The 14,872-nt window shown below is 72.9% G+C and carries 13 protein-coding genes; 10 read left to right on the top strand and 3 right to left on the bottom strand.

The annotated features are described in order from the left end of the window. Positions 1–19 precede the first annotated feature (19 nt). From dxr to ACH4C6_RS00210, 6 genes are all read left to right on the top strand, one after another. Positions 20–1,276 (top strand): 1-deoxy-D-xylulose-5-phosphate reductoisomerase, encoded by a 1,257-nt coding sequence (dxr, locus tag ACH4C6_RS00235; protein WP_398106284.1) that lies wholly within the window; start codon positions 20–22, stop codon positions 1,274–1,276. A gap of 8 nt (positions 1,277–1,284) precedes the next feature. Next, positions 1,285–2,577, top strand: coding sequence for a M50 family metallopeptidase (locus tag ACH4C6_RS00230; RefSeq protein ID WP_398107092.1), 1,293 nt, complete (start codon positions 1,285–1,287; stop codon positions 2,575–2,577). 168 nt (positions 2,578–2,745) lie between these two features. Further along, a complete protein-coding gene (gene ispG / locus ACH4C6_RS00225; protein ID WP_398106283.1) occupies positions 2,746–3,903 on the top strand; it encodes a flavodoxin-dependent (E)-4-hydroxy-3-methylbut-2-enyl-diphosphate synthase in 1,158 nt (385 codons plus the stop codon). A gap of 189 nt (positions 3,904–4,092) precedes the next feature. Further along, on the top strand, positions 4,093–4,941 hold the full coding sequence (locus ACH4C6_RS00220) for a GNAT family N-acetyltransferase (protein ID WP_398106282.1): 849 nt from the start codon (positions 4,093–4,095) through the stop codon (positions 4,939–4,941). 80 nt (positions 4,942–5,021) lie between these two features. Continuing rightward, positions 5,022–5,552 (top strand): GNAT family N-acetyltransferase, encoded by a 531-nt coding sequence (locus tag ACH4C6_RS00215; RefSeq protein ID WP_398106281.1) that lies wholly within the window; start codon positions 5,022–5,024, stop codon positions 5,550–5,552. Positions 5,553–5,659: 107 nt separating this feature from the next. Beyond that, a complete protein-coding gene (locus ACH4C6_RS00210) occupies positions 5,660–7,360 on the top strand; it encodes a proline--tRNA ligase (protein ID WP_398106280.1) in 1,701 nt (566 codons plus the stop codon). Between the two features lie 36 nt (positions 7,361–7,396). On the opposite strand, the gene ACH4C6_RS00205 is transcribed toward ACH4C6_RS00210, so the two are convergent. From ACH4C6_RS00205 to ACH4C6_RS00195, 3 genes are read right to left on the bottom strand one after another with little or no spacing between them, the layout of a single operon-like run. Beyond that, positions 7,397–8,299: an aminoglycoside phosphotransferase family protein gene (locus ACH4C6_RS00205; protein WP_398106279.1), complete on the bottom strand. Its 903-nt coding sequence runs from the start codon at positions 8,297–8,299 to the stop codon at positions 7,397–7,399. Positions 8,300–8,346: 47 nt separating this feature from the next. Further along, positions 8,347–8,811 carry a ferritin-like domain-containing protein gene (locus ACH4C6_RS00200; protein WP_398106278.1) on the bottom strand — a complete coding sequence of 155 codons (465 nt, stop codon included), beginning with the start codon at positions 8,809–8,811 and terminating at the stop codon, positions 8,347–8,349. Then, positions 8,808–9,407: a hypothetical protein gene (locus ACH4C6_RS00195; RefSeq protein ID WP_398106277.1), complete on the bottom strand. Its 600-nt coding sequence runs from the start codon at positions 9,405–9,407 to the stop codon at positions 8,808–8,810. Before ACH4C6_RS00195 ends, ACH4C6_RS00200 begins: the two co-directional genes overlap by 4 nt. Before the next feature lie 207 nt (positions 9,408–9,614). Between ACH4C6_RS00195 and rimP the strand changes: the two genes are divergently transcribed. From rimP to infB, 4 genes are all read left to right on the top strand, one after another. Then, the gene (gene rimP / locus ACH4C6_RS00190; RefSeq protein WP_398106276.1) at positions 9,615–10,112 is read left to right on the top strand and encodes a ribosome maturation factor RimP; all 498 of its coding nucleotides are present in this window, start codon (positions 9,615–9,617) and stop codon (positions 10,110–10,112) included. 2 nt (positions 10,113–10,114) lie between these two features. Further along, positions 10,115–11,113 carry a transcription termination factor NusA gene (nusA, locus tag ACH4C6_RS00185; protein WP_398106275.1) on the top strand — a complete coding sequence of 333 codons (999 nt, stop codon included), beginning with the start codon at positions 10,115–10,117 and terminating at the stop codon, positions 11,111–11,113. A gap of 102 nt (positions 11,114–11,215) precedes the next feature. Beyond that, complete coding sequence (locus ACH4C6_RS00180; protein ID WP_398106274.1) at positions 11,216–11,512, top strand: YlxR family protein; 297 nt, start codon at positions 11,216–11,218, stop codon at positions 11,510–11,512. Positions 11,513–11,657: 145 nt separating this feature from the next. Further along, positions 11,658–14,735, top strand: a complete 3,078-nt coding sequence (gene infB / locus ACH4C6_RS00175) for a translation initiation factor IF-2 (RefSeq protein WP_398106273.1) — start codon at positions 11,658–11,660, stop codon at positions 14,733–14,735. The last annotated feature ends 137 nt before the right edge of the window (positions 14,736–14,872 follow it).

Here is a 14,872-nt window from a genome sequence, read left to right as displayed (position 1 = left end):
TTACGGCAACAATGGAGGGATGAGCGACAGTCCAGCCCCTCTCGCCGACCCGCACCTCGTCTACGACCCCGTCGCCGGCGACGGCCCCAAGGACGTGGTGATCCTCGGCTCCACCGGGTCCATCGGCACCCAGGCCATCGACCTCGTGCTGCGCAACCCCGGCCGCTTCCGGGTCACCGCCCTCTCGGCCAACGGCGGCCGGGTCGCCCTCCTCGCCGAGCAGGCCCACCGGCTGCGGGTGCGCACCGTCGCCGTGGCCCGCGAGGACGTCGTACCGGCCCTGCGCGAGGCGCTCTCCGCGCAGTACGGCCCGGGCGAGCCCCTCCCCGAGATCCTCGCCGGCCCCGACGCGGCCACCTCGGTGGCCGCCTCCGACTGCCACACCGTGCTGAACGGCATCACCGGCTCCATCGGACTGGCCCCCACCCTCGCCGCCCTGGAGGCGGGCCGCACCCTCGCGCTCGCCAACAAGGAGTCGCTCATCGTCGGCGGCCCCCTGGTCAAGGCCCTGGCCAAGCCCGGCCAGATCATCCCGGTCGACTCCGAGCACGCCGCCCTCTTCCAGGCCCTGGCCGCCGGCACCCGCGCCGACGTCCGCAAACTCGTCGTCACCGCCTCCGGCGGTCCCTTCCGCGGCCGCACCAAGGCCGAGCTGGCCGGCGTCACCGTCGAGGACGCCCTGGCCCACCCCACCTGGGCCATGGGCCCGGTCATCACGATCAACTCCGCGACCCTCGTCAACAAGGGCCTGGAGGTCATCGAGGCGCACCTGCTCTACGACATTCCCTTCGACCGCATTGAGGTCGTCGTGCATCCCCAGTCGTATGTGCACTCGATGGTTGAGTTCACGGATGGATCGACACTGGCCCAGGCGACCCCGCCCGACATGCGCGGGCCCATCGCCATCGGTCTCGGCTGGCCCGAGCGCGTCCCCGACGCCGCCCCGGCCTTCGATTGGAGCAAGGCCTCCACCTGGGAGTTCTTCCCGCTCGACAACGAGGCCTTCCCCTCGGTGAACCTCGCCCGGCACGTCGGCGGGCTCGCGGGCACCGCCCCGGCGGTGTTCAATGCCGCCAACGAGGAGTGCGTGGAGGCGTTCCGCCGGGGCGCACTGCCGTTCAACGGGATCATGGACACCGTCACCCGGGTCGTCGAGGAGCACGGCACCCCGCGGACGGGAACCTCGCTCACCGTGTCGGACGTCCTCGAAGCGGAGACCTGGGCGCGGGCCCGGGCCCGGGAACTGGCGGCACAGACGGCGGAGGCCCGTGCATGACGACCCTGATGTTCATCCTCGGCATAGTCCTCTTCGCGGTCGGCCTGCTGTTCTCGATCGCGTGGCACGAGCTGGGGCACCTGTCCACCGCCAAGCTCTTCGGCATCCGCGTCCCGCAGTACATGGTCGGCTTCGGCCCGACGCTCTTCTCCCGCCGCAAGGGCGAGACCGAGTACGGCGTCAAGGCCATCCCGTTCGGCGGCTACATCCGCATGATCGGCATGTTCCCGCCCGGCCCCGACGGCCGCCTGGAGTCCCGCTCCACCTCCCCGTGGCGCGGCATGATCGAGGACGCCCGCTCCGCCGCCTACGAGGAGCTCCAGCCGGGCGACGAGAAGCGGATGTTCTACACGCGCGCCCCCTGGAAGCGCGTGATCGTGATGTTCGCCGGGCCCTTCATGAACCTGATCCTGGCGGTGGTGCTGTTCCTCACCGTCCTGATGGGCTTCGGCATCACCCAGCAGACCACCACCGTCGGCTCCGTCTCCCAGTGCGTCATCGCCCAGAGCGAGAACCGCGACAAGTGCGAGAAGGGCGATCCGGCCGCCCCGGCCGCCGCCGCCGGCCTCAAGGCGGGCGACAAGATCGTCTCCTTCGCCGGCACCCGCACCGACGAGTGGAACGAGCTGTCCGACCTGATCCGCGCCAACCCCGGCAAGGACGTGCCGATCGTCGTCGAGCGGGACGGCCGCGAGGTCACCCTCCACGCGGAGATCGCCACCAACCAGGTCGCCAAGAAGGACTCCGGCGGCCGGATCGTCGAGGGCGAGTACGTCCAGGCGGGCTTCCTCGGCTTCAGCGCCGCCACCGGCGTGGTCAAGCAGGACTTCGGCCAGTCCGTGACCTGGATGGGCGACCGGATCGGCGAGGCCGTCGACTCCCTCGCCGCGCTCCCCGGCAAGATCCCGGCCCTGTGGAACGCGGCCTTCGACGGCGCCGAACGCGAGGCCGACTCCCCGATGGGCGTGGTCGGCGCGGCCCGCGTCGGCGGCGAGATCTTCACCCTCGACATCCCGCCCACCCAGCAGCTGGCCATGGCCCTGATGCTGGTCGCCGGCTTCAACCTCTCCCTGTTCCTGTTCAACATGCTGCCGCTGCTGCCGCTCGACGGCGGCCACATCGCGGGCGCCCTGTGGGAGTCGCTGCGCCGCAACCTCGCCCGGCTGCTGCGCCGCCCCGACCCGGGCCCCTTCGACGTCGCCAAGCTCATGCCGGTCGCGTACGTCGTCGCCGGGATCTTCATCTGCTTCACGATCCTCGTCCTGATCGCGGACGTGGTGAACCCGGTGAGGATCTCCTAGCCGCACGGAGTTCCGGGCGGCCCGGAGGTTTTCCCGCCGGGCCGCCCCCCATCGGGTGGTGCCGCGGGTGGGATGTGCCCGCGCCCGCGCCGGTGCCGTAATCTCGAAGCTCGGGGCCCGCTGCTCACGGGACCGGACCTTGATCCACGACTTGGGGTTGCACAGCAGATGACTGCGATTTCTCTCGGCATGCCGTCCGTTCCGACCAGGCTCGCCGAGCGCCGCAAGAGCCGGCAGATCCAGGTCGGGTCCGTGGCGGTCGGCGGGGACGCCCCCGTCTCCGTGCAGTCGATGACCACGACCCGCACCTCCGACATCGGCGCCACCCTCCAGCAGATCGCCGAACTGACCGCCTCCGGCTGCCAGATCGTGCGCGTCGCGTGCCCGACTCAGGACGACGCCGACGCCCTCGCCACCATCGCCCGCAAGTCCCAGATCCCCGTCATCGCCGACATCCACTTCCAGCCCAAGTACGTCTTCGCGGCGATCGAGGCCGGCTGCGCGGCGGTCCGCGTCAACCCGGGCAACATCAAGCAGTTCGACGACAAGGTCAAGGAGATCGCCAAGGCGGCCCGCGACCACGGCACCCCGATCCGCATCGGTGTCAACGCCGGCTCCCTCGACCGCCGCCTGCTGCAGAAGTACGGCAAGGCCACCCCCGAGGCCCTGGTCGAGTCGGCTCTGTGGGAGGCGTCCCTCTTCGAGGAGCACGACTTCCGCGACATCAAGATCTCCGTCAAGCACAACGACCCGGTCGTCATGATCGAGGCCTACAAGCAGCTCGCCGAGCAGTGCGACTACCCGCTGCACCTCGGCGTCACCGAGGCCGGCCCCGCCTTCCAGGGCACCATCAAGTCGGCCGTCGCCTTCGGCGCCCTGCTCTCCCAGGGCATCGGCGACACGATCCGGGTGTCCCTGAGCGCGCCGCCCGCCGAGGAAGTCAAGGTCGGCATCCAGATCCTGGAGTCCCTGAACCTCAAGCAGCGCGGCCTGGAGATCGTCTCCTGCCCGTCCTGCGGCCGCGCCCAGGTCGACGTCTACAAGCTGGCCGAAGAGGTCACCGCCGGCCTCACCGGCATGGAGGTCCCGCTGCGCGTCGCCGTCATGGGCTGTGTCGTCAACGGCCCCGGCGAGGCCCGCGAGGCCGACCTCGGCGTCGCCTCCGGCAACGGCAAGGGCCAGATCTTCGTCAAGGGCGAGGTCATCAAGACCGTCCCCGAGTCCAAGATCGTGGAGACCCTCATCGAGGAGGCCATGAAGCTGGCCGAGCAGATGGAGAAGGACGGCGTGACCTCGGGCGAGCCGTCGGTGGCCGTCGCGGGCTGAGGACGGGACCCCGCCGCGCCCCGCAGCGGGCGCGGCGCCGGGCCGGCATGCGGCTGCGCCGCACAGGGGCGGCACGCCGCGGACGTCCCGCGCCCCCCGGCGACGCAAGCCCCCGGCTCCCAGACGCCCCGCCCCGGCAGCGCAGCTATAGTGCGGGGACAGCCGACCCCAGTGTGTGAGGCCCCGCACGTGTTGACCCAGACCACCTCACGGGTCCTCGAACCGAGCGACCTGGACGCCGCGCTCGCCGTACTCGACCGCGAGCCGGTCGCGAACGCCTTCGTGACGTCCCGGGTGCAGATCGCCGGACTCGACCCGTGGCGGCTCGGCGGCGAGATGTGGGGCTGGTACGAGGACGGCGTCCTGACCTCCCTGTGCTACGCCGGCGCCAACCTCGTGCCGATCTGCGCCACCCCCCGCGCCGTCCGCGCCTTCGCCGACCGCGCCCGCCGGGCCGGCCGCCGCTGCTCCTCCCTCGTCGGACCGGCCGACGCCACCGCCGACCTGTGGCGGCTGCTGGAACCCCACTGGGGACCGGCCCGCGAGGTCCGCCGCCACCAGCCTCTCATGGTCGCCGACCGCCTCCCGGCCGACGTCACGCCCGACCCGTACGTCCGCCGCGTCCGCAAGGACGAGATGGAGACGATCATGCCGGCGTGCGTGGCGATGTTCACCGAGGAGGTCGGCGTCTCCCCGCTGGCCGGCGACGGCGGCCTGCTCTACCAGGCCCGCGTCGCCGAACTCGTCGGGTCCGGCCGCGCCTTCGCCCGCTTCGGCCCGGACGGCAAGGTGGTCTTCAAGGCCGAGATCGGCGCCGCGACGGACCGCGCCTGCCAGATCCAGGGAGTGTGGGTGGCCCCCGAGTACCGCGGGACCGGCCGGGCGGCCCCCGGCATGGCGGCCGTCCTGCGCTACGCCCTGGCGGACGTCGCCCCCGTCGTCAGCCTCTACGTCAACGACTTCAACACCGCCGCCCGCCGCACCTACCGCCGGGTGGGCTTCGAAGAGGTCGGCGCCTTCATGAGCGTGCTGTTCTGACCCGCCCCGCCGGGCGCCCCCACCGGTGCGCCCCGCAGCCACCCGGACGGCGACCGGCGACCCCCTGTAGGCTCCCCGCCATGGACCTGGTGATCGGCCCCCTCGACCTGTCCGCCCACGTGGACGAGGCCCTGGCTGTCCAAGCCGTGGCCTTCGGCCTCGGCCCCGACGAAGTCGCCGTCCGCCGCCAGATCGTCCTGCGCCACATGACCTACCCCGGCGCCCGCGCCCTGGGCGCCACCGCCGACGGCGCCCTCGTCGGATTCGTCTACGGCATGCCCAACGACCGCACCCACTGGTGGTCCACCGTCGTCGAGCCCTACCTCCGCGCGAACGGCCACGACCACTGGCTCGACGACTCCTTCGTCATCACCGAGCTGCACGTCCACCCCGCCCACCAGAACCGCGGACTGGGCCGCTCCCTGATCACCACGATCACCGACGGCGCCGACGAACCCCGCTCGATCCTCTCCGCGATCGACACCGACAGCCCCGCCCGCGCCCTGTACCGCTCCCTCGGCTACCAGGACCTGGCCCGCCAGGTCCTCTTCCCGAGCGCGCCCAAGCCGTACGCCGTCATGGGCGCCCCGCTCCCGCTGCGCCGCCGTTAACCGATTTCCACCGCCCCCTGCCGCCCGGCTAACCTCCTGCCATCACCCTCTCCCGCAGCCGGGCCCGCCCGGGCGGGGGAACCCACGTCAGCAGGAGCAGAAGAACCATGGCGAACGCACCGGTCCAGCGCATGTCCCAGTTGATGGCGAAGACGTTGCGCGACGACCCGGCGGACGCCGAGGTCCTCAGCCACAAGCTGCTCGTACGCGCCGGGTACGTGCGCCGCACCGCCGCCGGTGTCTGGAGCTGGCTGCCGCTCGGCAAGCGCGTCCTGGCCAACGTCGAGCGCATCGTCCGCGAGGAGATGGACGCCATCGGCGCCCAGGAGGTCCTGCTCCCCGCCATCCTGCCCCGCGAGCCCTACGAGGCGACCGGCCGCTGGGAGGAGTACGGCCCCGAGCTGTTCCGGCTCCAGGACCGCAAGGGCGGCGACTACCTCCTCGGCCCCACCCACGAGGAGATCTTCACCCTGCTGGTGAAGGACCAGGCGTCCTCCTACAAGGACCTGCCGGTCATCCTCTACCAGATCCAGAACAAGTACCGCGACGAGGCCCGCCCCCGCGCCGGCATCCTGCGCGGCCGCGAGTTCCTGATGAAGGACTCCTACTCCTTCGACACCGAGGACGAGGGCCTCGCGAAGTCCTACGCCCTGCACCGCGAGGCCTACCAGCGGATCTTCGCCCGCCTGGGTCTCGACTACCGCATCTGCGCCGCGACCGCCGGCGCCATGGGCGGCTCCAAGTCCGAGGAGTTCCTCGCCCCGGCCGAGGCCGGCGAGGACACCTTCGCCGACTGCCCGAACTGCGACTTCGCCGCCAACACCGAGGCGATCACGTACGAGCTGAAGCCCGTCGACGGCGCGGACGTGCCGGCCGCCGAGGACATCCCCACCCCCGACACCCCGACCATCGAGACCCTCGCCGCCCACCTCGGCGTCCCGGCCTCCGCCACGCTGAAGAACCTCCTCGTGAAGGTCGACGGGGAGATCGTCGCCGTCGGCGTCCCCGGCGACCGCGAGGTCGACCTGGACAAGGTCGAGGCGCACTTCGCCCCGGCCGCCGTCGAGCTGGTCACGGAGACGGACTTCGCGGCCCGCCCCGACCTGGTCCGCGGCTACGTCGGGCCGCAGGGCCTGGACAAGGTCACCTACATCGCCGACCCGCGCGTCGCCCCGGGCACGGCCTGGATCACCGGCGCCAACAAGCCCGGCACGCACGCGAAGAACGTCGTGGCGGGCCGCGACTTCGAGGTCGACCGGTACGTCGACGTCGTGGTCGTCCAGGAGGGCGACCCCTGCCCCAAGTGCGGCACGGGCCTCGTCCTCGACCGCGCCATCGAGATCGGCCACATCTTCCAGCTGGGCCGCAAGTACGCCGACGCCCTCAAGCTCGACGTCCTCGGCCAGAACGGCAAGCCGGTCCGCGTCACCATGGGCTCCTACGGCATCGGCGTCTCCCGCGCGGTGGCCGCCCTGGCCGAGCAGACCGCCGACGACAAGGGCCTGTGCTGGCCCGCCGAGGTCGCCCCGGCCGACGTCCACGTGGTCGCCGCCGGCAAGGCCCTCCAGACCGAACTGGCCCTGGAGATCTCCGGGAAGCTGGCCGCGGCCGGTGTCCGCGTCCTCGTCGACGACCGCCCCGGCGTCTCCCCGGGCGTGAAGTTCACCGACTCCGAGCTGATCGGCGTGCCGCAGATCCTGGTGGCCGGGCGCCGCGCGGCCGACGGCGTGGTCGAGCTGAAGGACCGCCGCACCGGCGAGCGCGAGGAGCTCACGGTCGAGGAGGCCGTCGCCCGCCTCACCGCGTAGGGCCCGCGGCGGCTGTGAGCGCCCGGGCCGGGGCGCTCACAGCCAGCTCGCGAACTCCAGCAGCAGCTCCGCGTCGCGCGGCCGGCCCACACGGCCGGCCCGCACACCCGACTCCACGGCCCGGAACAGCGTCCAGCCGCGCAGCCGGTCCTGGTCCACCTCCAGCGACTCCGCCAGCCGCTTCACCCGGCGCCGGGTCGTGGCCGCCCCGGACGGCTGGGCGACCAGGTCCTCCACCCGGTCGCGGACCAGCCGGGCCAGGTCGAAGGCCCCCTCGCCGACCACCGGGTCGGGCCCCACGGCCAGCCACGGCATCCGCTCCCCGGCCAGCACCTTGCTCTGCCGGAACGTCCCGTGCAGCAGCAGGTGCTCGGGCGGCGCGGCCAGCAGCTCCTCGCGCGCCGCGAGCGCGGTGTCCACCAGCGGGGCCACCTCGGCGTCCACCCGGGCACGCGCCCGCATCGCCTCGGCCTGCCGCCCGGTGCGCTCGGCCACCGTCTCGAAGGGGAAGCCCGCCGGTGCCTCGACCCACAGCCGCCGCAGCGTCCCCGCGGCCTCCAGCAGCGCCTTCGCCTCCGGCAGCGACCGCACCGACACGTCCGGGTGCAGCCGCTCCAGCAGCAGCACCCCCTCGGCCGACGGGGGAGGTTCGAGCAGCTGGACCGCGCCCCGCCCGCCCCAGTGCGCCAGCGCGGCCCGCTCCGCCTCCGGCCGGGCCCGCCCGGGCGCCAGCTTGAGCACGGCCGGTGTGCCGTCGGCCGTGCGCACCAGCACCACCAGGCTGCTGCGGCCGCCCGGCAACTGGACCCGCTCCACGGTCAACTCGCGTAGCGCGACGGCCTGCCGAGCCGCCTCCGGCAGCTTCTCCAGCCAGTCGTCACCGTCCGGTGCCGTCTCGCCGAGCGCTCTGACCAGGCGCTGCGGCGGTTCGAAAACCATGCGCGAGTCGTTCCCTTCCTGCTGTCCGCGGTGCGCGCCCTCCCGGGTCACGCCGTGGGCGCCGCCGAGGGCGAGGCCTGTCCGGCCCGCTCGGCGAGCCCAGGGAAGGCTACGCTCTCGCCGCGCCAGCGCACCGCCCGCACCGCCGCCTCCCGCAGCGCCCCGGCGGCCAGGGCGCGCCGCCCGCCGTCGCCCGCGCGCACCAGGTCGGCGTAGACCGCGGCCACCCGGTCCTCCAGCTCGGCGGCCAGCCGGACGGCGGCCGCCGCGTCCGGCACCTGGAACGGCAGCGCGTAGCCGGCCGCCGCGGCCACCGGCCTGCCGCCCAGGTCCCTCACCTCGCGCGCCAGCGCGTCCCGGCGGGACCGGTGCGCGTCGTACGCCGTCCGCGCCTCCGCGCGCAGGTCGTCGCCGATCCGCCCGCCCACGACGCCGTAGCCGTACACCGCCGCGTGCTCGGCCGCCAGCGCCGCCTGCACCGCCCGCAGCTCGCGGTCCTCCGCCTCGCTCACGCCTTGCCCTCCGTCAGCAGGTACACGTGCGCCGCTCCCGACGCGGCCACCGACGCCAGCAGCCGTGCCAGCTCGCCGGGCACGCCGAGCAGTGCCTTGGTCCGCCGGTCGGCCAGCTCCCGCTCCGCGGTCGCGAGGGCGGCCAGGGCGTCCTTGTCGTTGCCGGGCACCCCGGGACCGGGGGAGGCGCTCGCCGTGCCCGCCGACGCGGACGGGGAGGCGGGCGAGGCCGACGCGGACGGGGAGGCGGGCGAGGCCGACGCGGACGGGGAGGCGGGCGAGGCCGACGGGGACGCCCCGCGGCCGCCGCCGAAGGCCCGTGCGTGCCGGACGGTCTCCTCGCGCAGCGGCCGCAGCCGCTCCGCGAGCGCCGGGCGGGCGGTGATCACCGCGTCGTAGCGCGCCGCCAGCTCCTCGCTGTCGCGGGCCGCACGCACGCGTGCGGCGCGCTCGGCCGCCGTGGTGCCGTCGCCGGCGCCGGTCCCGTCACCGGAGCCGGTGGTGCATCCCGCGAGGGCGAGGGCCGCCGGAGCGGCGGCGAGCAGGCTCCTTCTGCGCGGCCCCGAGCGGGCGCGCGGCGATGAGGGGAACGGCACGTCAGACGTCCTCGGGGGGCTCGTGGCGAGAAAGAAGCGGCTTCCAGGGCTGCACGCCCGTGATCACGGTACCCGGGCCCCGGGCCCCGACCACTCAGCGGCACCGTTCGTGACCGGGTGGACGGCAACACTCCCTGCGACCGGATACCCTTTGACCAGACACGCGACCCATCCCACAACAGCACACGCGGCCGAGGAGTCACCCGGATGAGCACCACCCAGAGCGAGAGGCTGCGAGAGCTACTGGAACCGCTCGTCGCCTCCCAGGGCCTGGATCTCGAAGAGATCGAAGTGGACTCCGTCGGCCGCAAGCGTGTGCTGCGCGTCGTCGTCGACTCGGACACGGGTGCGGACCTGGACCAGATCGCCGATGTGAGCCGCGCGCTCTCGGCGAAGCTCGACGAGGACGACGCGATGGGCGAGGGCGAGTACACCCTCGAGGTCGGCACCCCGGGCGCGGAGCGCCTCCTCACGGAACACCGGCACTACGTCCGCGCCACGGGCCGGCTGGTGAAATTCCAGCTGGCCGAGGACGGCGAGCTGGTCGCCAGGATCCTGACGGTCGACGACGAGGGCGTCGACACCGAGGTGCCCGGGGTCAAGGGCCGCAAGCCCACCGCGCGCAGGCTCGCCTTCGACGAGATCGTCAGGGCCCGCGTGCAGGTCGAGTTCAGCCGCAAGGACAAGAAGGAAGAGGAGGCGTAGCCGTGGACATCGACATGAGTGCCCTGCGGGGCTTGGTTCGGGAGAAGGAGATCTCCTTCGACCTGCTGGTCGAGGCGATCGAGTCGGCCCTCCTCATCGCCTACCACCGCACCGAGGGAAGCCGCCGCCACGCGCGCGTGCAGCTCGACCGGGAGACCGGCCATGTGACCGTGTGGGCGAAGGAGGACCCGGACGACCTCGAGGAGGGGCAGGAGCCCCGCGAGTTCGACGACACCCCGTCCGGCTTCGGCCGTATCGCCGCCACCACGGCCAAGCAGGTCATCCTGCAGCGCCTGCGCGACGCCGAGGACGACGCGACGCTCGGCGAGTACGCCGGCCGCGAGGGCGACATCGTCACCGGAGTGGTCCAGCAGGGCCGCGACCCGAAGAACGTGCTGGTCGACATCGGCAAGCTCGAGGCCATCCTGCCCGTGCAGGAGCAGGTGCCGGGCGAGACCTACCCGCACGGCATGCGGCTGCGCTCCTACGTCGTCCGGGTGGCCAAGGGCGTCCGCGGCCCGTCCGTGACGCTGTCGCGCACCCACCCCGCCCTGGTGAAGAAGCTCTTCGCCCTGGAGGTGCCGGAGATCGCCGACGGGTCCGTGGAGATCGCCGCGATCGCCCGCGAGGCCGGTCACCGCACCAAGATCGCCGTACGGTCCACCCGGTCCGGGCTGAACGCCAAGGGCGCCTGCATCGGTCCGATGGGCGGCCGGGTCCGCAACGTGATGGGCGAGCTGAACGGTGAGAAGATCGACATCGTCGACTGGTCGGAGGACCCGGCCGACATGGTGGCGAACGCGCTCTCCCCGGCCCGTGTCTCCAAGGTCGAGATCGTCGACATGGCGACCCGCTCGGCCCGGGTGACGGTGCCCGACTACCAGCTGTCCCTGGCCATCGGCAAGGAGGGGCAGAACGCCCGCCTCGCGGCCCGGCTGACCGGCTGGCGGATCGACATCCGGCCGGACACCGAACCCGCCGGTGAGGGCTCCGGGGAATAGATCCGGACCGCGCGCCGTTCAGTTCACGACAGGTTTGTGCGCGGCAACTGTTCGAATCCTGCCCCAAAGGGGTGAGGAGCGTACGGGGAGGTAGACTTAGCAGTGTCTGGCCGGACGCGCGCCCGCGCATGCCCTGAACGCACCTGTGTGGGGTGTCGGGAGCGAGCGGCCAAGGCCGAACTGCTGCGGATCGTGGCGATCGAGGGTGAATGCGTCCCCGATCATCGCGGTACGCTGCCCGGCCGGGGTGCGTACGTTCACCCCGCGACGGTCTGTCTCGACCAGGCGGTACGCCGCCGGGCGTTCACGAGGGCACTGCGCGCCCCGGGAGCGCTCGACACAAAGGCGTTGCGCCACTACGTCGAGCAGACGACAGTTGCCGAGCAGGCAACACCGTAAGACGTGCCGTACGGAACCCCGTGCGGCTAGGTACCTCGCGAGTCGAAAGCAGGTCGAGATTGCGATGAGCACTCGATGAGTACGCGATGAGTACGCCCATGAACTAGCGACGGTCCGGACGCAACCCGGACCTCAAAGGAGCGAAGTGGCTAAGGTCCGGGTCTACGAACTCGCCAAGGAGTTCGGTGTCGAGAGCAAGGTCGTCATGGCCAAGCTCCAGGAACTCGGTGAATTCGTCCGTTCGGCGTCTTCGACCATCGAAGCGCCCGTTGTACGCAAGCTGACGGACGCCCTCCAGCAGGGCAACGGCGGCAAGTCCGCCCCCGCCCGCAAGGCTGCCCCGGCGAAGCCGGCAGCCCCCTCCCCGGCGCAGGCAGCCCGTCCGGCCGCCCCGCGCCCGCCGGCGCCCAAGCCGGCCGCCGCCGAGAAGCCCGCGGCCCCCGCCGCGCCGGCCTCTTCCGGCCCCCGTCCCACCCCGGGCCCGAAGCCCGCGCCGCGGCCCGCCCCGGCGTCCCCGGCTCCGGCCGCGCCCGAGTTCACCGCGCCGCCGTCGGCCCCCGCCGCTCCGGCCCAGGGCTCCGGCCCGCGTCCGGGCGCCCCGCGTCCGGCCGGCCAGTCGCCGCGTCCGGGTGCTCCGCGTCCGGCCGGTTCCGGCCAGGGCGGCCAGGGCCGTGGCGACCGTCCCGGCGCTCCGCGTCCGGGCGGCGGCGCTCCGCGTCCCGGCGCCCGTCCGGCGGGTCCCCGTCCGGGCAACAACCCCTTCACCTCCGGTGGCTCCACCGGCATGGCGCGCCCGCAGGCGCCCCGTCCCGGCGGCGCCCCGCGTCCGGGCGGCCCCGGTGCCCCCGGCGGCGCCCCGCGCCCGCAGGGCCAGGGCCAGGGCGGTCCCCGTCCCCAGGGTGCGGCGGGCGGTCCCCGTCCGCAGGCTCCGGGCGGCGCGCGTCCGACCCCGGGCGGCATGCCCCGTCCGCAGGGCGGTCCGCGTCCCGGCGGCGGCCCCGGCGGCCCGCGTCCCAACCCCGGCATGATGCCGCAGCGTCCGGCTGCCGGCCCGCGTCCCGGCGGCGGTGGCCCCGGCGGCCGCGGTCCCGGCGGCGGCGGTCGTCCCGGTGGCGGCGGCGGTCGTCCGGGTGGCGGCGGCTTCGCCGGCCGTCCCGGCGGTGGCGGCGGCGGTTTCGCCGGTCGTCCCGGTGGCGGCGGTGGCGGTGGCGGTTTCGCCGGTCGTCCGGGTGGTCCCGGCGGCGGTGGCCGTCCCGGCTTCGGTGGCCGTCCCGGCGGTCCCGGTGGCCGTGGTGGCACGCAGGGTGCGTTCGGCCGTCCCGGCGGTCCGGCGCGTCGTGGCCGCAAGTCGAAGCGGCAGAGGCGCCAGGAGTACGAGGCCATGCAGGCCCCGTCGGTCGGCGGTGTGATGCTGCCTCGCGGCAACGGCGAGACCATTCGCCTGTCGCGCGGTGCCTCGCTCACCGACTTCGCCGAGAAGATCAACGCCAATCCGGCGTCGCTCGTCGCGGTCATGATGAACCTCGGCGAGATGGTCACGGCCACGCAGTCCGTCTCCGACGAGACGCTGCAGCTCCTCGCCGACGAGATGAACTACACGGTTCAGATCGTCAGCCCCGAGGAGGAGGACCGCGAGCTGCTCGAGTCCTTCGACCTGGAGTTCGGCGAGGACGAGGGCACCGAGGAAGACCTCGTGGTCCGTCCGCCGGTGGTGACCGTCATGGGTCACGTCGACCACGGTAAGACCCGACTGCTCGACGCCATCCGCAAGACGAACGTCATCGCGGGCGAGGCCGGCGGCATCACCCAGCACATCGGTGCCTACCAGGTCGCGACCGAGGTCAACGAGGAAGAGCGCAAGATCACCTTCATCGACACCCCGGGTCACGAGGCGTTCACCGCCATGCGTGCCCGTGGTGCGAGGTCGACCGACATCGCGATCCTGGTGGTCGCGGCCAACGACGGTGTCATGCCGCAGACGGTCGAGGCGCTCAACCACGCCAAGGCGGCCGACGTCCCGATCGTCGTCGCGGTCAACAAGATCGACGTCGAGGGCGCCGACCCGACCAAGGTGCGCGGTCAGCTCACCGAGTACGGGCTGGTGGCCGAGGAGTACGGCGGCGACACCATGTTCGTCGACATCTCCGCCAAGCAGGGTCTGCACATCGACTCCCTGCTGGAGGCCGTGATCCTCACGGCCGACGCCTCGCTCGACCTGCGGGCCAACCCGAACCAGGACGCGCAGGGCATCTCGATCGAGTCCCGCCTCGACCGCGGCCGTGGTGCCGTGTCGACGGTCCTCGTCCAGCGAGGCACCCTGCGGGTCGGCGACACCATGGTGGTCGGCGACGCGTACGGCCGCGTCCGGGCGATGCACGACGACAACGGCAACAGCGTCGCCGAGGCAGGCCCCTCGACGCCGGTCCAGGTCCTGGGCCTGACCAACGTCCCGGGTGCCGGCGACAACTTCATCGTGGTGGACGAGGACCGTACGGCCCGTCAGATCGCGGAGAAGCGTGCCGCCCGCGAGCGCAACGCGGCCTTCGCCAAGCGCACGCGCCGTGTCTCGCTCGAGGACCTGGACAAGGTGCTCAAGGCCGGCGAGGTCCAGCAGCTCAACCTCATCATCAAGGGTGACGCTTCCGGATCCGTCGAGGCCCTGGAGTCCTCCCTGCTCCAGCTGGACGTCGGCGAAGAGGTCGACATCCGCGTCCTGCACCGCGGCGTCGGTGCGGTCACGGAGTCCGACATCGACCTGGCCATGGGCTCGGACGCCATCGTCATCGGCTTCAACGTGCGCGCCGCCGGGCGTGCGCAGCAGATGGCCGAGCGCGAGGGTGTCGACGTCCGGTACTACTCGGTCATCTACCAGGCGATCGAGGAGATCGAGGCGGCCCTCAAGGGCATGCTCAAGCCGGAGTACGAAGAGGTCGAGCTCGGTACGGCGGAGATCCGCGAGGTCTTCAAGTCGTCCAAGCTGGGCAACATCGCGGGTGTTCTCATCCGCTCCGGCGAGGTCAAGCGGAACACCAAGGCCCGCCTCATCCGCGACGGCAAGGTGGTCGCGGAGAACCTCAACATCGAGGGCCTGCGTCGCTTCAAGGACGACGTCACCGAGATCCGCGAAGGGTTCGAGGGCGGTATCAACCTCGGCAACTTCAACGACATCAAGGTCGACGACGTCATCGCGACGTACGAGATGCGCGAGAAGCCGCGGGCGTAACGCCCACGGTGTCCTGACCGGCCGACGCGGCACCGCCGCGTCGGCCGGCTGGCCGTTGGGGCGGTGTGCGCACCGGGAAAACCCGATCGAGCCCCCGGGCCGTTCGCGGTAACGTTCCTGGTGTCCCTGCCGTCCCG

Source organism: Streptomyces sp. NPDC017943 (assembly GCF_044328425.1).
Lineage (GTDB): Bacteria > Actinomycetota > Actinomycetes > Streptomycetales > Streptomycetaceae > Streptomyces > Streptomyces djakartensis_A.
This window is presented reverse-complemented; position numbering and strand designations above follow the sequence as displayed.

Excerpts from the sequence above, each read along its gene's own strand:
- dxr (WP_398106284.1), top strand. The coding sequence starts at position 20 with ATGAGCGACAGTCCAGCCCCTCTCGCCGACCCGCACCTCGTCTACGAC.
- ACH4C6_RS00230 (WP_398107092.1), top strand. The coding sequence starts at position 1,285 with ATGTTCATCCTCGGCATAGTCCTCTTCGCGGTCGGCCTGCTGTTCTCG.
- ispG (WP_398106283.1), top strand. The coding sequence starts at position 2,746 with ATGACTGCGATTTCTCTCGGCATGCCGTCCGTTCCGACCAGGCTCGCC.
- ACH4C6_RS00215 (WP_398106281.1), top strand. The coding sequence starts at position 5,022 with ATGGACCTGGTGATCGGCCCCCTCGACCTGTCCGCCCACGTGGACGAG.
- ACH4C6_RS00210 (WP_398106280.1), top strand. The coding sequence starts at position 5,660 with ATGGCGAACGCACCGGTCCAGCGCATGTCCCAGTTGATGGCGAAGACG.
- ACH4C6_RS00205 (WP_398106279.1), bottom strand. The coding sequence starts at position 8,299 with ATGGTTTTCGAACCGCCGCAGCGCCTGGTCAGAGCGCTCGGCGAGACG.
- rimP (WP_398106276.1), top strand. The coding sequence starts at position 9,615 with ATGAGCACCACCCAGAGCGAGAGGCTGCGAGAGCTACTGGAACCGCTC.